The sequence below is a fragment of the Streptomyces sp. NPDC096012 genome, from assembly GCF_040426375.1.
GTDB lineage: Bacteria > Actinomycetota > Actinomycetes > Streptomycetales > Streptomycetaceae > Streptomyces.
In genome coordinates this window covers 23,809-46,199 of the sequence record NZ_JBEOTD010000039.1, presented here as the reverse complement: position 1 = coordinate 46,199, position 22,391 = coordinate 23,809, and the positions used below count along the sequence as shown (strand labels likewise).

The following is a 22,391-nucleotide window of genomic DNA, read 5'->3' as shown; positions in this document are numbered from 1 at the left end:
GGGGATGTGAAGCGCGGACTCTCGCTCGGGAGGGGAGCCCCCGGGCCGTCCGAGAGACCGCGCCCCATCGGCCGGAGTGGTCAGGCTCCGGCCAGTTACCGGGCCGCCGCCCCGCTCCCGATCGCGAGGGAGCAGAGCAGGGGTGGCGACCCGGCGTCTATCAGGCCGACGACTCGAACCAGTCGGCCCAGACACGATCAAGATCAAACCGGCACCACACCGACTTACCAGCGCCCTTGAGCCCCGGCGACCACCACACCGCATCGGCCAGACGCTGAACGATCAGCAGCCCGCGTCCACGGTCCGGTACCAGAGCTTCAATGAAGTCACCTGCCAAGTCCGGCGAGAGGAACTCACCCGCCGGCAAATCGGGCGGATTCGAGTCCTCGTCAAAGACTCCGATCCCCAGCACTCCCGGCCAGTTGATCAGCCACACGTCGATGCGCCTCTTAGCGCCGGGCATCGACAGGCGCTCATCCGGTACGGCGTGGTGGACGACGTTGCCCACCAGTTCCGACACGACGAGCTTCGCGTCATCGACCACGTACTCCAAGCTCCACGTCGTGAGGTAGGAGCCGACCATGTCCCGCGCGGCCTTAACGCAGTCCGGGTCCTCTGCGTAGACCGTCAGCGCCCGGAAGTGGCCGCTAGAGGGGTCGTACCACGAGCGGTGCGATGCGCCCACCATCGGGGCGTTCGCTGTGTGTTTGCTCTGCCGCGCTTCCACCGCGTTCCCTCCCGTGCACTGGCGAGCCCCATGGCTCGCCGAACTGTGGTGACCAGTGAACGGCGCGGCAGGCTTGGCCGGGAGCGTTCATCGGGGGGTTCACGTGAACATCGGCAAATGTGCGAGGGGTTCACCAATGAACCCCCAACGCGACACTGCTGTGACACGATGAACACTCGCCGTAATTCTCGGGTTGGCAGGGGAGCATGAGCCGAGAACCGAACGCTCAGTTGATCGCGGTCCTGGACGAAGCGAAGGTCTCCAACAAAGGGCTGGCCAAGCGGATGAAGGACGCTGCCGCCCAGCGAGGCATCAGTCTCGGAACGACACACATCGCTGTGCAGCGCTGGCGAGACGGCGTCGGCATCAAACCGGAGACTGCAGCGATCATGGCCGACGTTCTCAGTGCCAAGCTGGACCGCCGCATCACGCCGGGCGATCTCGGCTTCTTCGACCACACTCGGTCGACCGCTCCCGAGCCGATCGGCTACCCGAGCACGGTCCCGGACGTGCTGTCGGTGCTTGACGGTCTTGCGCAGGAGGGTGCCGACGCACCCGTCTCAGACCGTCTCATCATTGCGGAGGCCGACCTAAGCTCAGCCGTCCTGTCATGGATAATCGACCGGCCCGACGGCGTCCAGGCCGACAGGCCCGCACAACAACGAGTCGGCATGCGCGACGTACACGCGATCAGAGATGCCGCCTCCATGTTCATGCAACTCGACTTCAAGTACGGCGGAGGCCACGGCCACAAGGCATTACGCCACTACTTCCGTCACGAGGTCCTTCCCCTGCTGAACGCCAGCTACAGCGAGAAGGTGGGCACAGCGCTCTACGGGGCCGCCGCCGAGGTCTCCCAGCTGCTCGCGTGGACCGCATACGACGTCGGTAACCACCGGCTTGCCCACCGCTACCTCACCTCCACACTACGGCTGTCCAAGGTCATCGATGACCGCATGTTCGGGGCCCGCATCCTGGGCAACCTCAGCCACCAGGCCAACTACTTGGGCGAGCACACACAAGCCATCCAGCTCGCCCGCGCAGCCGTCGAGGGTGCCAAAGGCCGAGCCACCCCACGAGCCATGGCCAACTACTGGGCGATGGAGGCCCGCGCACTCTCCAACGCCGGCGACCGGGCCGGAGCAGCCGAGGCGATGCACCAAGCAGAACGACACTTCGAGCGGGCCGAAGGCGCCGATGACCCGGCATGGCTGAGCTACTTCGATGACGCCGAACTCTTGGGCGAGTTCTGCCACTGCTTCCGGGACCTGAAGATGCGACGGGAAGCAGTCGAGCACGCACAGCGCGCCGTAGACAGCACCGATCCGCAGTACGCCCGCACGTTGGGCTTCTGCCGCATGGTGCTCGCCCAGAGCCAGCTACTGAACGGCGAACTGGAGGCCGCCGTCACCACCGCGAGCCTTGCCGTGGACGGCGGCGATTCCCTCCAGTCCTCCCGCTTCCAGCGCTACGTCACCGACTTCCAAGCCGAGGTCAGCGCACACGCCACTCACCCCACCGTCGTCGCCTTCAACGAGCAGGTCAGCGAAGCTCTCGCCCGCCTGGACGACGAGGACGAGTAGCAGCTACCAGGGACGCCAATCCCGCGGCGCATCGTCGTTACGCAAACCAGCGATACGCCGGCGGTACTCGGCCGCCGTCCCCTCGCTCTCCTGCACGTTCTGCATGAGCCACGTCGTCATGCCGAACTCCTGGAGCCGCCGGAGCGTGTCGTAGCCGTGCCAGTCGTACAGGTCCCGCCCATACGCCCGCACGAAGTCCGCGTACTGCTCATCGGTCTGCCACCCAAGGCTGTGATGCTCGACCGCCGTCACCATCAGGTCCCACTCCGGGTGATCGAAGCAGAAGGCCTCGAAGTCGATCAGGATCACCTCATCCCGATCGTTCACCATGAGGTTCTGCACGTGGGCATCACCGTGCACCGGCCCCTTCGGAGTCTCGAACCTCAACTCCTCGAACTGGCCGCGCAGCTCCTGCCACCGCTTCCGGAGGAAGACCCGGTCATCGTCTGGGATCGGTGCCTTACTGATCCGCAGCTCTTGCTTGTCGAAGGGGTCGAACGCAGGCAGCTCAAGGCCCGTGGGCACCCTCATAGAGTGCAGGTCCCTCAGGATGCCGCCCAGTTCGCCGTACGTGGCCTTACGGTCGCCCTCCACAATGAGACGCCAGAGGGTCACCGGGTGACCGTCGACCACCAGCGGCTGATCCAGGCCGTCAACGAGTCTGGCCGCCGGGAAACCCTCTGCGGCCAGCCACTCGGACACCGCCACCTCGACACGGGCCTTCGGCAACCATGGCTCTCCCCTTGCCACCCGGACGATCACCGGCACCGAGGCTAGCCGGAACAGCGCGTTCTCTCCGAGACGAATCAGCTCCGCACCTCTGCCATCGAGGCCCGCAGCCTGGCACGCGGCACTCATCACCCGCGTAGCCCTGGCCGACGTGAACCCCTCTTCCGATCGAGCAGCGTTAACCGCCATGCCCGTACCAGCTCCCCTAGTCGCGCACGATCAACCAGTGCGAGCCTCGGGTGACCAACCCAACGCGCACCGGACACACGAGCACGACGGTACCCAGGAGCAGGCGGTCTCAGCGAGAGCGGGAGCTCTCAGCTTGGGAAGCTTGGGCGCTTTGGGGCCGATGGGCTTGCTGACCTGCTGTCGAGCGGCCTCATCGTCTGTGGGCGCGCCGGGTGAGTGACCGGTGTTTCCCGTGGTTCCCCGCAGCATCTGGCACGCGTCTGGCACGCTGATCAGCGGCGCAGGAGGATCAGAGAGATCCTTGTCGATCAGACCGTTGATGAAGTCGACGGCAAACCGGTGGGATTCGGGTGACACGTCGGTGGGTTCGCCGGCGTACCAGCGGAACGTCTCCGGTTCTCGTTCGGCCGAGTTCAACCAGCGGGCCAGGCGGTGAAGCCGTCCGTCACTCAGCCTGATCGCGGCCTGGTGAACCCAAGTCTCTTCTGGCCCGGCGTAGGTCTCCAGAGCCAAAACGGCCAACTCGACCAAGTCAGGCGCGAGAACGGCCCGGCAGAGGTCACGGGTGTCAGGAGAGACCGCCATACGACCGAGGATGCGGCGTCGGGGACGGTGGAGCAACAGGCAGTCGTAGTAGCTGTGGTGCCACGGGTGTCTAGCAGGACTGTGACACACGACCTTTTCGTCCCGAACTACCGGCAAGCGGTTGCTAGGTCTCCTCGGCCGGTGAGTCGCTGTCCTGGAGCCGATGCTGGCCGGTCGTGGTCACGGTGATTACTATGCTTCGCTGCTGCTCGCAATGCTGGCCAGGCAGACGTTCTGGTGAGCTCGTTTCAAGGGCGTCATCCGAAACGACCTCCTCATACCCAGCGATGTCATGTCTGCGTAGCCAGCATGACCTCAGGCGCACATTGATGGGTTCGTCTGGCCTGGTGGATCCCGCGGCATACCGAAACTGAGGACGGTTGGTAGCGGCTTGAACGCTGAGGGTAGTGAGTGGATTGCTCGCCCACCGCTGGGCATCGATCGCGGTGCCTAGCGAGTTGAGAGCCGCGTGCTCAAAGAACACTCGCAGCTGGGACAGCCGGATGACGCTCTGGAGGACGAAGTGGTTACCGGTGGAGCTTCGGGCCTGCGACAATCCGGAGGTGACTTGGGAGAGCAGGGAAGCGCAGCGCGGTGAGCTGCACAGGACCATTTGGCGGATCGCGAACGACCTGCGCGGCAGCGTCGACGGCTGGGACTTCAAGAGCTACGTGCTCGGGATGCTCTTCTACCGTTACATCTCGGAGAACCTTACGGCCTACCTGAACGAGCAGGAGCGCCATGCGGGCAACCCGGATTTCGACTACGTACAACTGCAGGACTCGGAGGCGGAGTTCGGGCGCGAAGAGACGGTCGCGGAGAAGGGCTTCTACGTTCTGCCCTCGAACCTGTTCGCCAACGTCCGCAAATGTGCGCGCCAGGACCAGAACCTCAACGAGACCCTCGCAGCGGTCTTCGCCGGTATCGAAGCCTCCGCGCGGGGGACTGACAGTGAGGACGACTTCAAGGGCCTGTTCGACGACCTGGACGTCAACAGCAAAAAGCTCGGCTCCACCGTGATCAAGCGGAACGAAAAGCTCGTCAAGCTGCTCGACGCGATTGGCGACCTCAACCTCGGATCCTTTACCGAGAACACCATCGACGCATTCGGTGACGCATATGAGTACCTGATGGCGATGTACGCCTCCAGCGCCGGCAAGTCCGGCGGTGAGTTTTTCACCCCGCAGGAGGTCTCCGAGCTTCTTGCGCGGATCACCGTCGTTGGTAAGACCGAGGTGAACAAGGTGTACGACCCGGCTTGCGGTTCGGGCTCGCTGCTGCTGAAGTTCGCCAAGGTGCTTGGCAAGGAAAACGTCCGCCAGGGGTTCTATGGTCAGGAGATTAACCCGACCACGTACAACCTGTGCCGGATCAACATGTTCCTGCACGACATCAACTACGAGAAGTTCGACATCGCGCATGGCGACACTCTGACCGACCCCGCGCACTGGGACGACGAGCCCTTCCAGGCGATCGTGTCTAACCCTCCCTACTCCACCAACTGGGAGGGTGACTCCAACCCTCTACTCATCAACGACCCGCGGTTCGCGCCCGCTGGCGTGCTGGCTCCGAAGAGCAAGGCCGACCTAGCCTTCACCATGCACATTCTCAGCTGGCTGGCCATCGACGGGACTGCGGCGATCGTCGAGTTCCCGGGCGTGCTGTACCGCAGTGGTGCTGAGCAGAAGATCCGCAAATACCTGATCGACAACAACTTGGTCGACGCGGTCATTCAGCTGCCGCCGGACCTCTTCTTCGGTACCACGATCGCAACTTGCATCATCGTGCTCAAGAAGTCCAAGAACGACAATAAGACGCTGTTCATCGACGGCACCGCTGAGCTCGTGCGCGAGGGCAATAAGAACAAGCTCTCCGAGGCTAATCGAACCAAGATCCTGGCCGCCTACATCGCGCGGGCCGACGTCGACCACTTCGCACGCCTGGTCGACAACAGTGAGATTGCCGAGAACAGCTACAACATCGTGGTCTCCTCATACATTGAAGAGAAGAACATCCGCGAGACCGTCGACATCAAGGTGCTCAATAAGGAGATCGAGCGGATCGTGAACCGCCAGGCCGAACTCCGTCGACAGATCGACGCCATCGTCGCGGACCTTGAGGGGGACCGCGCATGAGCCGCATCGACGAACTGATCGCGAAACACTGCCCAGAAGGTGTCCACTACAAGCGACTCGGCGAGGTTGGGCAGTTCGAGCGGGGCCGCCGGATCACCAAGAATGACTTTGTCGACTCCGGAGTCGGATGTATCCACTACGGCGAGATCTACACGAGTTACGGAACGTTCGCGACTGAGACCCGTTCGTTTGTCCCACCTGAGCTCGCGGCTCGGCTGCGGATGGCCAGTCATGGAGATCTGGTGATCGCCGCGACAGGCGAGACTGCGGAAGCTGTTTGTAAGGCCGTGGCTTGGCTTGGGCCGGAAGACATCGCAATTCATGACGATTGCTATCGATTCGAGCACTCTCTTGACCCTCTTTATGTTTCGTACTTCTTCCAATCCTCGATGTTCCGTGACCAGAAGATGAAGTATGCGGCTGGCGCCAAGGTTGTGCGTGTCACAGGCGAGAACATGGCCAAGATTCGTATTCCAGTTCCGCCAAAGGAAATCCAGCGGGAAGTCGTCAGGATTTTGACGACGTTGGAGTCGCTTGAGGCGGAGCTTGAGGCGGAGCTTGAGGCGGAGATTGAGGCACGGCGCCGCCAGTACGAACACTGCCGTGATCGCCTGCTGACTTTCGGGGAGTCCTCTGCATGATCGAGAGTTCTGGTACCGCTCACTGCTTCGAGATGCTTGCAGTGAGCGACGAGTGCACCGTCGTCGCCGAATACGAGCCCGACCCGACCGCCGAGGAGCGGTACCAGAGCGAGGCCTTGCTTGAGGCTGCCTTCATCAACCAACTGCAGGCGCAGGCCTACGAACACCTCCGCATCAGGGACGAATCTGCCCTGGTCGCGAATTTGCGCGCCCAGTTAGAAGTGCTGAACGGCATCACGTTCACCGACGGCGAATGGGGTCGGTTCTTCGCGGAGAAGATCGCCGCCAAGAACGACGGCATCGATCAGAAGACCGCCCGCATCCAGGAGGACCACATCCAGGCCCTCACCCGAGACGACGGCACCACGAAGAACGTCTATCTGCTAGACAAGCAAAACGTCCACAACAACCGGCTGCAGGTGCTCAACCAGTACGAGGCCGAGGGTGTTCGGTCTCACCGGTACGACGTCACGATCCTCGTCAACGGCTTACCGATGGTGCACGTCGAACTCAAGCGCCGCGGTGTTGACATCCGCGAAGCCTTCAACCAGATCAACCGCTACCAGCGGGAGAGCTTCTGGGCGGGTTCCGGACTATTCGACTACGTGCAGCTGTTCGTGATCAGCAACGGCACGCTCACCAAGTACTACAGCAACACCACCCGTAACCGGCACGTCGGTGAGGTCACCAGCCGACGCCGGGGACACAAGCAGACCTCGAACACCTTCGAGTTCACTAGTTGCTGGGCCGACGCCAACAACCGCCCCATCACGGACCTCGTCGGCTTTACCAAGACGTTCTTCGCGGGGCGCACGCTACTGAGCATCCTGACCCGGTACTGCGTGTTCGACGTGAACCACAACCTGCTGGTGATGCGCCCCTACCAGATAGTCGCCGCTGAGCGGATTCTGCAGCGTCTCGAGACCTGCACCACCTACAAGAAGACCAGGACCGCCGCTGCCGGCGGATACGTCTGGCACACCACCGGCTCGGGCAAGACTCTCACCAGCTTCAAGGCTGCTCAGCTCGCCAGCCGCCTGCCGAGCATCGACAAGGTGCTGTTCGTCGTGGACCGCAAAGACCTCGACTACCAGACGATGAAGGAGTACGACCGATTTGAGAAGGGGGCAGCGAACTCTAACGCCTCGACTGCCGTCCTCAAGCGGCAGCTTGGGGACCCTGCCGCACGCATCATCGTTACCACGATCCAGAAGCTCTCCCGGTTCGTCGAGCAGAACAGGCTCCACCAGATCTATGACGGTCACGTCGTCATCATCTTCGACGAATGTCACCGCTCTCAGTTCGGTGGCATGCATACTGCGATCACCAAGGCATTCCACCACTACCACCTGTTCGGCTTCACGGGCACGCCGATCTTCGCCGACAATGCCGGAACCAGCGGCAACCCCAAACTACGTACTACCGAGCAGGCCTTTGGCGACAAGCTGCACACATACACGATCGTCGACGCGATCAATGACAAGAATGTTCTGCCATTCCGTATCGACTACGTCAACACGATCAAGGTCGCATCCGGCTTGGTTGACAAGCAGGTATCCACAATCGACACTGAGCGCGCCCTGCTTGCCCCGGAGAGAATTGCCCAGGTGGCCGAGTACATCCTCGACCACTTCGATCAAAAGACCCGCCGCAACTCGAGTTACCAGCTGCGTGACCGGCGCGTGCGCGGCTTCAACTCGATGTTTGCCACCGCCTCCATCGACGCGGCCAAGCGTTACTACAACCACTTCGAGCGGTTGCAACGCGAACGCGAGGCCACCATACCGGGCTACGAGCGGCTCAAGATCGCACTCATCTACTCCTACTCCGCTAACGAGGCCGACGCCGACGGACTGCTGAGTGAGGAAGAGTTCGAGATAGAGGCCCTGGACGCCAGCTCGCGCGACTTCCTCGAGGACGCCATTCAGGACTACAACGGTATGTTCGGGACCAGCTACGACACGTCGGCGCAGAGGTTTCAGAACTACTACAAGGACCTGTCCGAGCGGCTCAAGAATCGCGAGATTGACCTCGTCGTCGTCGTCAACATGTTCCTGACCGGCTTCGACGCGACCACCCTTAACACCCTGTGGGTCGACAAGAACCTACGTCAGCACGGCCTCATCCAGGCGTTCTCCCGGACAAACCGTATCCTCAACTCCGTCAAGACCTATGGCAATATAGTCTCCTTCCGTGACCTGGGGGAAGAGGTCGACGAGGCCCTCACCTTGTTCGGCAGTAGAGATGCCGCTGGCATCGTGAAGCTCGCCCCGTACGCCGAGTACCACGCCGAGTACCAGCAGACGGTCTCCGACCTGCTGGAGGTCTACCCGCTCGGTGCCGCGATCCTTGGTGAGGCCAACCAGAAGCACTTCATCAAGCTGTTCGGGGCGGTCCTGCGGCTGCGCAACATCCTTGTTGCCTTCGACGAGTTCGCCGGCAACGAGATCCTCACCGAGCGGCAGCTGCAGGACTACCAGAGCCTCTACCTCGATCTCTACCAGGACTTCCGGCGCAAGACCGACGCCGCCAAGGAGAGCATCAACGAGGACGTCGTCTTCGAGATCGAGCTCGTCAAGCAGGTCGAGGTCAACGTTGACTACATCCTCATGCTTGTCAAGAAGCTGCAGGGAGAGCTTGGCAACGGCCATGACCGAGAGGTCGCCATCCGCGCAGGGATCCAGAGGGCTCTCGACTCCAGCATTAGCTTGCGCAACAAGAAGGACCTTGTCATAGAGTTCGTCGACTCTGTCTCGGCGGATGCGGACACAGACGAGGAGTGGGGCCGCTACATCGAGGCCAAGCGCGAGGAAGAGCTTACGCAAATCATCGCCGACGAGAACCTTAAAGCTGAGGAGACACGCGCTTTCGTTGCGGGCGCCTTCCGCGACGGAGTACTCCCCACCATGGGAATCGCCGTCACGAAGATCTTGCCCCCCGTCTCCCGATTCGCCCGTAACAACAACCACGCGGACAAGAAGAGAGTGGTCCTCGAGAAGCTAAAGGGGTTCTTCGACAGATTCTTCACGCTGCGCTGACACCGGTCAGGGTCGGCCGCCTTGATATCGCACATGGCCAGCAGCCGAGGCGGTCTGTAGCGCTGTCAATGCGAAGGAAGAAAACTTTGATTGGCGGAGTGCCGTCGAGCGGGATAAGGGCCGAGGGCCCTGCCAGCCTGCCATAGTCTGAGGCTTCCCTCTCCAGCTTCGCCTAGGTCAGCTCTTGGATGGTGGGCCGCGATCTCCCGGGCTGAGTCGGCTGCCGGCCGGGAAGTGGCAAGCGCGTTTCCTTTGCTACCGAGCCATCCGCAGCTCTTCTGTAGCTGTCCTCTGTGGCGGCGTGACTCTGGTTTGCCTGCCGGACGCTCTAATCTCTGAACAGTCACAACTAATCACCGGCGGCTGTGACCTGCGGCCCACCTAATCGGTCAACGCCCTGACCTGCTGCTGAGCCGTCGGCAGTTGTCGACGACCGCATTAGGAGTTCGGGCGCGGCTGACTCTGCCGCGGAGGTGCGTGGGTCGCTTCGGTTGAGCTAAACCGTGCTCGTGTGCTGGTGTGTGCGCGGTCGTTGATGTCACTCGTGGATGTCAGGCTGGGCTAGCGCTTCTTGCGTAGCTTGCGCTTCTTCTCCCTGGCTTCTTTCTCCTTGAGCAATACCATAGGCCGACCAGGGACCTTGATGGATCGGACCCCGGGAGGTACCCGACACCACTTTCCGCTGACACCGGACCGCCTGCCTTTGTCGGCGCGCCACACTTCGCAATGCCGTCTACCCCTCGACTTGATGGTGAGCCCGCGGTTCTGGTCACCATGGCGCCGTTTCTGATGCGTGTGAAGGTGCATGCTGGTCAGAGTGGAGCGTACCGGCGTGAGGTAGCTGACATCAGCTTGGGTAAGCTGTGCTTTTTCTGGTGCGTTTGTGGCTTGGTCGTGGCGCGATGCGCTCTCTAGTTGCTTGGCGATGCGAGCGGGGCAACGCGAGCTGAGATTATGTCACTTTGCAGCTTGATTTGTTGGTACGAGCTCTTCACTATGCTTTTCCAGGAAAAGAACGAGCCCGCAGTCAACGCGATTCCGAGAATGGTGACGACGGTCATCAACGTTGCAACGTTCAGCTTATCCCCATGTCGCATGAGATTCCCGTCAACGGCCAACGTCAACAATGCCCCGTTGACTACCCAACCGCGGCAGACCCGCATACGGCTTCGAGCGTATTCTGTACGCGCCAGAAAGTAGGGAACTGTAGAAATATGCTCGCGAGCAATCGCGTAGTCGCGAGGGTTCGGGAAATGGTCGTGTTTGTATTTGTCACTCAGAGGCTTAAGGAGTAGGTCCGCTGCCCGGTCAAGCACTATGCCCACCGCATATGAAAGAGTAAGTCCACAGGCCAGCAGGAACCCTGTGTCAGCTTGGAGTACCCGAGAAATCACGTGTTCGTCGAGTGCGCAAAACATAAATCCCGCGCTAGCCAGAGTCGCGCCAATTCCAACGACTAGCACCTCTGCGAAAAGGGCAGTAACCGAGATGCCCGACCCTTCATTCAAAAGCTACTCCCCAAACACTTGAAAGCTCATCCAGCCAATCGTCAGGCAATGCTTCACGCCATGCAGCTGCGAGGCGAAGTGGCATTTCTTCGAGTAGCTGGAAAATGATTACACTCTCAGGTTGCCCTACTAGAACGTACTGTCCCGATTGACCGACCTCGCTCATCGGTCCGTACTCGCGGAAGGTGTCATCCAGCTTAGCGAATCGATGCCGCGAAAAGTCAACCAGCTTAATTCCGTAGGATTCAGTGTCCTCAATCAAGGAGGTCAATACAGGCATAATCTCCTCTGAGATCGAGATTTCATAGTCAGATGCCACGAAAAGATGAAATACTCGTTCGGCGTGACGTAGTAGTTGAACCTCTCGAAAATCTGGGTTGGACTCCATCTCTTCGACCCCCCGGGCCACTTCCGAGTCGTACAACTCGACCAGCGCTAGGAGACGATACAGGGAGCGTCTGACAACGGGCGTGGATGGAACGGCCGGCTTGTAAAGAAGCGTGTGTGACATGCGGGACCAGAGATCCTGCGCCCTAGTCCTAACTTGAATCTCACATTCCAGCGGTGATGTCCCACTCGCTGGATCATGACTGGGATCGGAGATTTGCAGGTGAACCCTGGGATAGACTAGCCGCGTTTCGTTCTCAGGCTGATCGCGCTCATCTTCTTCACGCAGTACTGTGAACGCTGCTCGGATTACTTCGAGCACTTCATCTACGTCATTGCTGTGCTCAAGAATGACTCGAACCCCAGCTTTGTCCGTTATTTCTTCCCAGGGGTTCGCGTACCTTTTCTGGATTGCCTTTCTGACGAAACTCGCTACGTCTTTGCTACGCCCCTGAACTTCGCAAGTTATCCCATTGGCTGCCGTCTCGGTGCGTATAAGCTCGGCGACATTAGACGCTAGGGTGTCGAATATGGGTTTTTCGTCTATGTACCTAAGTCTCGCCTCATTCTGGACTTGATCCATCAGAGCTTTCCAGATCGCGCGGTTTCCGGGATCGGCGTCCGCCGCTGCCTCGACTCTTCATTTCCTTGAGGTGGTCAAGAACCTCGAGCCGACTAAGGCCGTCATCGTCGTCGGCAACGTGAACTATTCCTTCCGTGAACGCGGAAGGCGGGACAATCACTACTGTGCCACTGTCGAAGGTGTATTGAATCTTTGCAAGCTTACTTTCGACTAGATAAAGATCCTTCTCGAATGGCGTTTTGGGCACACCTGATTCGCTCATCAAGTGGACGTATGCATCGCGATCCTCTTCATCGAGATGGGAATTAGCGAATCCTCGCATGGAGATGCTTCTGCGATTGCTTTGAAGTTCAGACAGTAGCGCAACCGTGTACCGCGTTTGTTTTTCTGAACTGGTGGTGAAGGAATCTATCCATTTTCCTGAGGATTCGAAGAAGCGCAGCGTCAGCTCCTCTGGCTGTTCCTTCGGGCGACACCCTAGGTAATCATGGAGGAAGAATCCGGCGATGCGGGTACCGGGAGTCTGCTTGTCGGAGACGAATCCTTCAAGCGGATGCTCGTCATCCTGCGGTTGAAGGAAAAGTCCCGCCTTGTAGACCTGCGCTTTTCCTGCGAATAGCAGGTCATTTAGATACGTAACTTGAAAGGTGTCTTTTCCGTCAACCGAGTCAAACGTTGCGCGCATCCCATTTTCGTTTGCCAGTTTCACGATTAGTAGCGCACGGCTTCCAGAAATTGATGCGCTGGCTATCAAGAGCAACCCGCCCGAATTGGCGCCATCCTGAGATGCCCTTAGGGCTTCAGCCAGATCTTGTGAAACGGGGACGAAGTCGGATTCATCTCCATCTAGATAATCGCGTACGATATCCGGCACCTTGGAGGAGCGTGGAGAATCCTCTACGATTTCGCGTCCAGAGTGTGCCAAATCCCCTCGAAATTTGACCTGCAAATTTTTGAGAACTTCAGGAATCAGAGGGCTCGATACTTGACTCAGACGCAAGGGGGCAGGATTCATATCGCGCTTGAAGACCTTGGGGACCTCATGAACGATGACTTCTCGGATTTTGAGCAACCCAAAATCGATACTCATAATCCCCCCTAAACCCTTTGGCTTCAACGCGTGAGCTGGTAAGCACTTCATGTTACGACAGCGAATAGGGTGCTGCTAGGGGGAGCCCGGGTCAAGTCCCTGCGGAGAGCGGCCCTTCGTCGAAGAGGCTGGCGGAGCAAGGTGCACGGACCTAGATGGGTCTGCCAGTGGTGCGTAAGCAGGCGACCAGGAGCCCGTGAGAGGTCTCGATGGCGACCGGGATCGGGTTCTCTGGGCTGTCGCCGTGGAAAGGGGGCTGGGGACCGGGCAGCCGCCAGCCTGCAGCTCCCTCAGCCACTCCACCGGGTACTTCCAGGACCCGGCAACGGTGTCCGAGAGGACGCCGGCGGCGTCGGCGGGCGAGGGACCGAAGCACCGACCGCAGCCAGCGCAGCCGCCACCTCCTCCTCGCTCACCCCCGCCAGCGCCTCCATCACCCGATCGAGTGCCTCGCTCACGTCAGTGCTCGTGACCGCTCGAAGCAGGCGCCTGACCAGTGTTCTTGACCGTCAGCGGCAGCAACTTCTTGCCAGTCGGGCCTACTTGTACCCAAGTATCCATCTGCGGACGGAAGCCTAAGCCCGGCGGGACATCGAGCATCAAGCCCTCACCTAGAGTGCGGGCCTAGCCAGACACCTGGCCGCCGTCCTGCTGCATGGGCTGAAAGAGCACCCGCGTCAGGGGTTGTCGACCAGATGGAGCGAGCTGAACTCTGTTGGAGCCGAAGTACGTCCTGATGGAGCCGGGGCGCGTGGTGCGGAGCCACAGCGGAGCCCCGATCAGGATACGGCTCGTACCCATCATTTCCGGCTCCCGGTCGAAGTCCCACCGACCTGGTGTTAGCGTCACATCCTTGTAGATGAGGGCAGCGTACTCCGTAGCATCGAAGCCCATCACCGTGAACGCACGAGTCTCGGGGCGCCCCATGTGGTCATCCGGGTGTCGATAGATGCCTTGGGAAAGGGCCATCTTAAGTGTGTCCACGGCAAGCTCCTCCTCATCGAACGAGCAGGCATCGCCCCCCGCCTCGCTCGGTGCCGCACCTCGGGAAGCGACCAGTTCCTCGATTGCTGGAGCGGCTGAGGATGTCCAACCCCGGACAGGATCTTCCTCTGGGACGGTGTAGCCCCTCAGGTTCTTCAAGCCACCGAACAGACAGAGGTCGACACGTCGGCCTTGCCGAGTGACCGTCCACGCGTGGACCACGGCGGTCCGCTGACCGAGGCGATGGCGTGGGTACCCCCACCGCCGGAACTCCGCCACTTCGACCCAGCTCGCTCCCTGTACAAGCTGCAAGGGTCCAGAGGCGTCGAAGTCCGACACGATGGATCGGCGGAGCTTCCTCTTGAGCTTTTCGGCGACCTCGAAGGTGGTCTTCTCCCTGTCTCGGCCTGCAAGGTCCAAACCACCGCCAGCCACGCCGAGCTTGAGGGATGCCTTGACACGGGAATCCAACTGGACCCCGTTATCGTCGATCACCGCTCTGACGAGCCTCTCGGACCAGTAGACGTACCGGCCTACGGGCTTGGGCAACGCTGACCTCCCCTGACGGTCAGGGCCAGCTACGAAAGCAAGGCCACCGATACACGAAGGCGTTTCGTGGCCTCCGTCAGGTTCTCGACGGCCCTGACCCCGCTCACACCCAGGGGAGCCAGCTTAGTGAACTCAGGCCGTGCACACTCCTACATCCTCCCACCCAGAGGGAAAGCGCTGAGAGCCACACAAGCCTGCAACGGGGTCTCAGACCCACTCAACCTCGGAGACGATAGCCGGAGCACTTGTACGACCCGGCAGCGGCGTCCGGCTGGAAGGCAACGGCGCCGACGGGCGAGGACTGGAAACGCCGACTGCAGCCAACGCAGCCGCCACCTCCTCCTCGCTCACCCCCGCCAGCGCCTCCATCACCCGATCGAGTGCCTCGCTCACCTCAGTGCGTGTGATCGCTCGAAGTGGGCGCCTGACCAGCGTTCTTGACCGTCAGCGGCAGCAACTTCTTGCCGGTCGGGCCTACTTGTACCCAAGTATCCATCTGCGGGCACACGCCGCAGTCGAAGCACGGGGTCCAGCGGCAGTCCTCGACCTCGGTTTCGTCGAGGGCGTCCTGCCAGTCCTCCCAGAGCCATTCCTTGTCCAGGCCGGAGTCGAGGTGGTCCCACGGGAGGACCTCCTCGTAGGTGCGCTCGCGGGTGGTGTACCAGTCGACGTCCACGCCGAAGGCGGCCAGGGCCTTGTCCGCGCACGCCATCCAGCGGTCGTACGAGAAGTGCTCGCGCCAGCCGTCGAAGCGGCCGCCGTCTTCGTAGACCGCGCGGATGACGGCGCCGATGCGGCGGTCGCCACGCGACAACAGGCCTTCCACGATGCCTGGCTTGCCGTCGTGGTAGCGGAAGCCGATGGAGCGGCCGTACTTCTTGTCGCCGCGGATCTTGTCGCGGAGCTTCTCCAGGCGCGCGTCCGTCTCCTCGGCGGAGAGCTGCGGGGCCCACTGGAAGGGCGTGTGGGGCTTGGGGACGAAGCCGCCGATGGAGACCGTGCAGCGGATGTCGCCCGAGCCGGAGACCTCGCGGCCCTTCTGGATGACGTGGGTCGCCATGTCGGCGATCTGGAGGACGTCCTCGTCGGTCTCCGTCGGCAGGCCGCACATGAAGTACAGCTTCACCTGGCGCCAGCCGTTGCCGTAGGCGGTGGCGACGGTCCTGATCAGGTCCTCTTCGGAGACCATCTTGTTGATGACCTTGCGCAGGCGCTCCGAGCCGCCCTCGGGGGCGAAGGTCAGACCCGAGCGGCGGCCGTTGCGGGTCAGCTCGTTCGCCAGGTCGACGTTGAAGGCGTCGACGCGGGTGGAGGGCAGCGAGAGGCCGATCTTGTCCTCGGTGTAGCGGTCCGCCAGGCCCTTGGCGATGTCGCCGATCTCCGAGTGGTCCGCGGAGGACAGGGAGAGGAGGCCGACCTCCTCGAAGCCGGTCGCCTTCAGGCCCTTGTCGACCATCTCCCCGATGCCGGTGATCGAGCGCTCGCGGACCGGGCGGGTGATCATGCCCGCCTGGCAGAAGCGGCAGCCGCGGGTGCAGCCGCGGAAGATCTCGACCGACATGCGCTCGTGGACGGTCTCGGCGAGGGGGACCAGCGGCTGCTTCGGGTACGGCCACTCGTCCAGGTCCATCACCGTGTGCTTGGAGACGCGCCACGGGACGCCGGAACGGTTCGGGACGACGCGGGCGATACGGCCGTCCGGCAGGTACTCGACGTCGTAGAACGCCGGGATGTACACCTCGCCCGTCTTCGCCAGGCGGAGGAGGACCTCCTCGCGGCCGCCGGGGCGGCCCTCCGCCTTCCACGCGCGGATGATGCGCGTCATGTCCAGCACGGCCTGCTCGCCGTCGCCGATGATCGCCGCGTCGATGAAGTCCGCGATCGGCTCGGGGTTGAAGGCCGCGTGGCCGCCCGCCAGGACGATCGGGTCGTCGAGGGTGCGGTCCTTGGACTCCAGCGGGATGCCGGCCAGGTCCAGGGCGGTGAGCATGTTCGTGTAGCCCAGCTCGGTGGAGAAGCTGAGGCCGAACACGTCGAAGGCCTTGACCGGGCGGTGGCTGTCGACCGTGAACTGTGGGACGTGATGCTCGCGCATCAGCGCCTCCAGGTCCGGCCACACGCTGTAGGTGCGCTCGGCGAGGACGCCTTCCTGCTCGTTGAGGACCTCGTAGAGGATCATGACGCCCTGGTTGGGCAGACCGACCTCGTACGCGTCCGGGTACATGAGCGCCCAGCGGACCTCGCAGCCGTCCCACTCCTTGACGGTGGAGTTCAGCTCGCCGCCCACGTACTGGATCGGCTTCTGCACATGCGGGAGCAGGGCTTCGAGCTGCGGGAACACCGACTCGACAGACATCGGGGGAACCTTTGTGAGCTGACAGGGGTGACCATCAAGCGTAACCCGCCCGGAGACCTCCCCCGTACGCTCAGACGGACACCCTGGTCCTGATCTCCTTCCACAGGCCCGGCAGCTGCGCCTCCGTCTCCGCCGCCCGCGCTTCTTCCCGGCCGTGGAGCAGGCCGTAGGTGAAGGTGCTCTCCCCCGCGGCGTGCGCCACCGCGGACAGTTCGCGCAGGGTGTGGCGGGCCATGACGCTGTCCTGGTGTTCACCGAGCAGTTTGGTCAGGGACTTCATGGACTTGGCCAGGGAGCGGGCGGGGGCGCCGAGGGCGGAGACGGCCGCCTCGGCCGCGTACCGGGTGCGCTTGCCCTTCTTGCGGGCCTCGTGGATGGCGACGTCGCGTTCCTCGCCGGGCGGCAGGTCCAGGGCCTCGGTGACCAGGCGGGAGACCTTGGCGAAGTCCTTGCGTACGGCCTTGGCCAGGACCTTCGCCGGTTTCCCGGAGGCGTTCTTCTTGAGCGGCGGGTCGGCGAGCAGGGCGTCCAGGGTGTCGAGCAGGGCCAGGTAGCGGGCCGAGTCCAGGATCCCGAGGAGGTGGCCGCGGGCGCTGTCGTGCCGGACGCTCGCCCAGGTGGTCAGCCGTTTGCGTACGGGTCCCTGGACCAGGGCGGGCGGGAGGCCGTCGAGGGCGGCCGTCAGACGCTCGGCGATGACCTCCTGGTCGCGTTCGAGGCCCAGCTCGCCCGCCAGCCACTTCAGCTCGGCGGCGACCGCGTCGGTGACGGCGCGGTCGAGGACCGTGCCGAAGGTGCGCAGGGTGCTGCGCAGACGGCGGGTGGCCACGCGCATCTGGTGGACGGAGTCCGGGACGTCGCGACGGACTCCCGGGTCGTGTTCGAGGATCTTGTCGCGCTGCTCGCGCACATAGGCGAGGACGTGGTCGCCGGCGGTCACCGGCTTGGCCCGACTGCCGGATCCGTGCCGGATGCCGCCGGTCAGTTCCAGTGCCTTGACCAGCTTGGACGGCGACTTCGAGGGCCGTACGCCCGCCTTGCGCAGCCGCTTGTCCAGCCGGTCGAGGAGGTCGGGGTCGACCCCGTCCGCCAGCTCGACCTCGATCTCCGTCCACTGGGCGCTGCCGCCCTCGCCGATGAGCCGTTCGGCGGTCACGGTGTCGATGCTCGCCTCGGCCAGCAGGTTTCCGTCGGCGTCCACGAGGTGGCGTACGTCGCGGGCGGAGCGGAGCCGGACGATGGGGACCAGCTCGGCGCCGCGGACCCGGGCGCGGACCAGTGCGGCGATCTCGGTGGGGACGGTGTCGGAGAGCGGGGTCCGGATCTCGTCGCGGACTCCGGGGGCGACCGGGAACTTCAGGTGCCAGCCGGCGTCGGTGCCACCGGTGCGGCGGCGCAGCGTGAGGGACGCGGCGGTCAGGCGCTGGTCGGCGGTGTCGTAGTAGGTGGCGTCCAGTTCGACCACGCCCTTGTCGATCACGTTCGCCACCCCGTCGACGCCGGTCAGGTCGGGCAGGCCGCTGTCGCCGGACTCGTACTTGCGCTCGATCTCGCGTTTCGTATCCGCCATGACCCGAATCTAGTGGCACATGGGTCGGTAGGGCAGGGTGCGCCACCACTTCCGGCTGGTCCGGCGGTACGGCAGGGGCGCCACCCTTCCGGCCGGTCCGGCGGTACGGCAGGGGGGCACTACCCTTCCGGCCGGTCCTGCGGTACGGCAGGGGCGCCACCCTTCCGGCCGGTCCGGCGGTACGGCCGGGGGGCACTACCCTTCCGGCCGGTCCGGCGGGCGGCCGTGCCGGTCCGGCGGCCGCCCGGGGCGACGGCCGGACCGCCTGGGTCCTATGCCGACATGGGCCGCTGTACCTTGATCGACTGCAGCAGCCCGATCGCGATCCACACGGCGAACATCGACGAGCCTCCGTACGACACGAAGGGCAGCGGGAGGCCGGTGACGGGCATGATGCCGAGGGTCATGCCGATGTTCTCGAAGGACTGGAAGGCGAACCAGGCGACGATGCCGGCAGCGACCGTGGTGCCGTACAGCTCGGGTGAGTCACGCGCTATCCGGCAGGCCCGCCACAGGACGACTCCGAGCAGGAAGATGATCAGGCCGGCGCCGACGAAACCCAGCTCCTCCCCCGCGACCGTGAAGACGAAGTCGGTCTGCTGCTCGGGGACGAACTGGCCGGTGGTCTGCGAGCCGTGGAAGAGCCCGGCCCCGGTCAGGCCGCCGGAGCCGATGGCGATGCGGGCCTGGTTGGTGTTGTAGCCGACGCCCGCGGGGTCCAGGTCGGGGTTGGCGAAGGCCGCGAAGCGGTTGATCTGGTACTCGTCCAGGATGTGCAGCTGCCAGATGGCGACGCAGCCGATGACGCCCGCCGTGAGCAGGCCGAAGACCCAGCGGTTGGAGGCCCCGGAGGCGAGCAGCACGCCGAGGATGATCGCCACCATGGCCAGCACCGAGCCGAGGTCGGGCATGAGCAGCAGGATGAGGATGGGTACGGACGCCAGGCACAGCGACTGGAACACCGTCCGGTGGTCGGGGTGCGGCTTGTCGCCCGCGTCCACCCGGGCGGCCAGCATCATGGCCATGCCCAGGATGATCGACACCTTGAGGAACTCGGCCGGCTGGAGCGAGAAGCCGCCGATGACCAGCCAGTTGCGCTGGCCGTTGATCGTCGCGCCGAGCGGGGTGAGGACCACGAGGGCGAGGAGCACCGACAGTCCGTAGAGGATCGGCACCGCGTTGCGCAGGGCCCGGTGGCCGAGCCAGAGCGTGCCGATCATCAGGGCGATCCCGATGCCGAGGTTCATCAGGTGCCGGACCAGGAAGAAGTACGGGTCGCCCTGGTTCAGCTCGGTGCGGTTGCGGGTGGCCGAGTACACCAGCAGCGAGCCCAGCAGGGACAGGGCGGTGGCCGCGAGCAGGATCGGCCAGTCCAGCCGGCGGGCCAGCGAGTCGCGGGCGAAGATCCTGGTCCAGCCGGCCCGCTCGGGGCCGTACCCGGAGACGGAGAAGCTGTTCACGCCGGTCATGAGGGCATCCTCCGGCTTCCCCTCCTGCGGGACCGTCTGCGGGTGACACGGTTGCCCGTGCCGGGTGAGGCCGTGGCGGCCGGTGGCTGCTGGGCGTCGCCGTTGGTGGTGTTGTCCTTCTGGGCGGCCTCGACGTCCTTGGCCGGGTCGCCGACGACCTTGGGGTCGACGACGGTGCCGTCCGGGCGGATCTTCGGCAGGCTCGTCTGCGGCTGCGGCAGCAGTGCCTTCTTTTCGTCGATGGAGCCGTCGCCCTTGACGCCGTAGAGCGCGCTGTAGATGTTGCGCACGGCCTCACCGGAGGCTCCGGAACCCGTACCGGCCTGGGCGATCGTCATGATCACCGTGTAGTCCTTGGAGTAGGTGGCCAGCCAGGAGGTGGTCTGCTTGCCGTAGACCTCGGCCGTGCCGGTCTTGGCGTGCAGCGGGATCTTGTCCTGGGGCCAGCCGCCGAACTTCCAGGCGGCCGTACCGCGGGTGATGACGCCGGCGAAGGCGTCGTCCATGCCCTTCAGGGTGGCCTGGCTGACCGGCAGCCTGCCGTTCTTCCTGGGCTTGATCGGGGTGACAGTCTTGCCGTCGGCGCTGATGATCGCCTTGCCGATGGTCGGCTGGTACATGGTGCCGCCGTTGGCGACGGCGCCGTAGATCACGGCCTCCTGGATCGGGGTGACGAGGGTGTCGCCCTGGCCGATGGAGTAGTTGATCGAGTCGCCCTCGCGCATCTTGTTGCCTTCGAGGCAGTTCTCGTACGCGATCTTCTCGACGTAGGAGCCGTCCTTCTTGCCGGACTTGCACCAGGCGTCCTTGTTGGCCTTCCAGTAGTCCAGCTTCCACTGGCGGTCGGGAACGCGGCCGGTGACCTCGTTGGGCAGGTCGATGCCGGTCTCCTTGCCGAGGCCGAACTGGTGGGCGGTCTTGTAGAAGAAGTCCTTCGGCTGCCCCTTCTTGGGGTTGATGCCGCCGTCCTTCTTCCACTCCCTGTCCGCGAGGCCGTAGAAGACGGTGTCGCAGGAGACCTCCAGCGCCCGGCCGAGCGAGATCGGGCCGAAGCTCTCTCCCTCGAAGTTCTTGAAGACCTGGCTGCCGACGGAGTACGAGCTGGTGCAGGGGTAGCCGCCGTCCCACGGGTAGCCGGCCTGGACGGCGGCGGCCGTGGAGACCACCTTGAAGGTCGAGCCGGGCGCGGCCTGACCCTGTGTGGCGCGGTTGAGCAGCGGGTAGTCGGAGTTCTTGCCGGTGAGGGCCTTGTAGTCCTTGGCGGAGATGCCGCCCACCCACACGTTCGGGTCGTACGTCGGGGCGGATGCCATGGCGACGACGCGGCCGGTCTTGGCCTCCATGACGACGACGGCGCCGGAGTCGGCCTTGTAGTTCTCGCCGGTGATCTTGTCGAACTGCTGGCGGGCGATCTTCATCGCCTTGTCCAGTTCGTACTCGGCGACCCGCTGCACGCGCGAGTCGATGCTGGTGACCAGGTTGGAACCGGGCTGTGCGGCGTCGGACCGGGCCTTGCCGATGACCCGGCCGAGGTTGTCCACCTCGTAGCGCGTCACGCCGGCCTTGCCGCGGAGCATCTTGTCGTAGGTGCGCTCGATGCCGGAGCGGCCGACCATGTCGGAGCGCAGGTAGGGCGAGTCGGTGTCCTTGGCCTGCTGGATCTCGGCGTCGGTGACGGGCGAGAGGTAGCCGAGCACCTGGGAGGTGTTGGACTTGCCGGGGCCCGGGTAGCGGCGCACCGCCTCGGGCTCGGCGGTGATGCCGGGGAAGTCCTCGGAGCGTTCGCGGATCTGCAGGGCCTGCTTGGCCGTGGCCTCGTCGGTGATCGGGATCGGCTGGTAGGGCGAGCCGTTCCAGCAGGGCTGGGGGGTCTTGGCGTCGCACAGCCGGACCCGCTGCTCGACGTCCTGGGGCTTCAGGCCGAGGACGCCGGCCAGCTTGGTGAGGACGGCCTTGCCGTCGTCCGGCTGCTTGAGCAGGTCGGTGCGGGAGGCGGAGACGACCAGGCGGGTCTCGTTGTCCGCGAGCGGGACGCCGCGGGCGTCCAGGATGTCGCCGCGCACGGCGGGGTCCACGACCTGCTGGACGTGGTTGCCGGACGCCTCCTTCTGGTAGGCGGCGCCCTCCCGGATCTGCAGGTACCACAACCGGCCGCCGAGCGTGCCGAGGAGGGAGAGGACGAGGATCTGGATGACGACGAGCCGGATCTGGACCCGTGGGGTCCGACCGGTCTCGGGGATGTTGGTCACTGCGGCTGTCTCCCCCTCT

The 22,391-nt window shown here is 63.6% G+C and carries 13 protein-coding genes; 4 read left to right on the top strand and 9 right to left on the bottom strand.

The annotated features are described in order from the left end of the window. Positions 1-160: 160 nt before the first annotated feature. Entirely contained in the window at positions 161-727 is a 567-nt protein-coding gene (locus ABVB68_RS29490) for an ATP-binding protein (RefSeq protein ID WP_353604221.1), read from the bottom strand. A gap of 206 nt (positions 728-933) precedes the next feature. On the opposite strand from ABVB68_RS29490, the gene ABVB68_RS29485 reads away from it, so the two are divergent. Next, on the top strand, positions 934-2,310 hold the full coding sequence (locus tag ABVB68_RS29485) for an NsdA family TPR-like regulatory protein (protein WP_353604220.1): 1,377 nt from the start codon (positions 934-936) through the stop codon (positions 2,308-2,310). A 3-nt stretch (positions 2,311-2,313) separates the two neighbouring features. Here the strand turns inward: ABVB68_RS29485 and ABVB68_RS29480 are convergent, their stop codons facing one another. Continuing rightward, on the bottom strand, positions 2,314-3,228 hold the full coding sequence (locus ABVB68_RS29480; RefSeq protein ID WP_353604219.1) for a phosphotransferase enzyme family protein: 915 nt from the start codon (positions 3,226-3,228) through the stop codon (positions 2,314-2,316). A gap of 1,148 nt (positions 3,229-4,376) precedes the next feature. Between ABVB68_RS29480 and ABVB68_RS29475 the strand changes: the two genes are divergently transcribed. The 3 genes from ABVB68_RS29475 to ABVB68_RS29465 are packed head-to-tail and all read left to right on the top strand — an operon-like array spanning position 4,377 to position 9,627. Continuing rightward, positions 4,377-5,948: a type I restriction-modification system subunit M gene (locus ABVB68_RS29475; protein WP_353604218.1), complete on the top strand. Its 1,572-nt coding sequence runs from the start codon at positions 4,377-4,379 to the stop codon at positions 5,946-5,948. After that, the gene (locus tag ABVB68_RS29470; RefSeq protein WP_353604217.1) at positions 5,945-6,589 is read left to right on the top strand and encodes a restriction endonuclease subunit S; all 645 of its coding nucleotides are present in this window, start codon (positions 5,945-5,947) and stop codon (positions 6,587-6,589) included. Before ABVB68_RS29475 ends, ABVB68_RS29470 begins: the two co-directional genes overlap by 4 nt. Then, positions 6,586-9,627 carry a type I restriction endonuclease subunit R gene (locus ABVB68_RS29465; protein ID WP_353604216.1) on the top strand — a complete coding sequence of 1,014 codons (3,042 nt, stop codon included), beginning with the start codon at positions 6,586-6,588 and terminating at the stop codon, positions 9,625-9,627. Before ABVB68_RS29470 ends, ABVB68_RS29465 begins: the two co-directional genes overlap by 4 nt. Positions 9,628-11,127: 1,500 nt before the next feature. Here ABVB68_RS29465 and ABVB68_RS29460 read toward each other — a convergent pair. The 7 genes from ABVB68_RS29460 to mrdA all read right to left on the bottom strand — a co-directional run bounded on the left by ABVB68_RS29460 (position 11,128) and on the right by mrdA (position 22,372). Further along, entirely contained in the window at positions 11,128-12,105 is a 978-nt protein-coding gene (locus ABVB68_RS29460) for a RelA/SpoT-related domain-containing protein (protein WP_353604215.1), read from the bottom strand. Next, entirely contained in the window at positions 12,086-13,195 is a 1,110-nt protein-coding gene (locus ABVB68_RS29455; RefSeq protein WP_353604214.1) for a nucleoid-associated protein, read from the bottom strand. Before ABVB68_RS29455 ends, ABVB68_RS29460 begins: the two co-directional genes overlap by 20 nt. A 624-nt stretch (positions 13,196-13,819) precedes the next feature. Next, positions 13,820-14,728: a hypothetical protein gene (locus ABVB68_RS29450; protein WP_353604213.1), complete on the bottom strand. Its 909-nt coding sequence runs from the start codon at positions 14,726-14,728 to the stop codon at positions 13,820-13,822. Between the two features lie 394 nt (positions 14,729-15,122). Next, positions 15,123-17,084 carry a TIGR03960 family B12-binding radical SAM protein gene (locus ABVB68_RS29445; RefSeq protein WP_353604212.1) on the bottom strand — a complete coding sequence of 654 codons (1,962 nt, stop codon included), beginning with the start codon at positions 17,082-17,084 and terminating at the stop codon, positions 15,123-15,125. A gap of 70 nt (positions 17,085-17,154) precedes the next feature. Then, on the bottom strand, positions 17,155-18,654 hold the full coding sequence (locus ABVB68_RS29440; RefSeq protein WP_353604211.1) for a CYTH and CHAD domain-containing protein: 1,500 nt from the start codon (positions 18,652-18,654) through the stop codon (positions 17,155-17,157). Positions 18,655-18,926: 272 nt separating this feature from the next. Beyond that, the gene (gene rodA, locus ABVB68_RS29435) at positions 18,927-20,123 is read right to left on the bottom strand and encodes a rod shape-determining protein RodA (protein WP_353604210.1); all 1,197 of its coding nucleotides are present in this window, start codon (positions 20,121-20,123) and stop codon (positions 18,927-18,929) included. Further along, positions 20,120-22,372, bottom strand: a complete 2,253-nt coding sequence (gene mrdA / locus ABVB68_RS29430; protein WP_353604209.1) for a penicillin-binding protein 2 — start codon at positions 22,370-22,372, stop codon at positions 20,120-20,122. The genes rodA and mrdA overlap by 4 nt, the downstream gene beginning before the upstream one ends. Between the last annotated feature and the right edge of the window lie 19 nt (positions 22,373-22,391).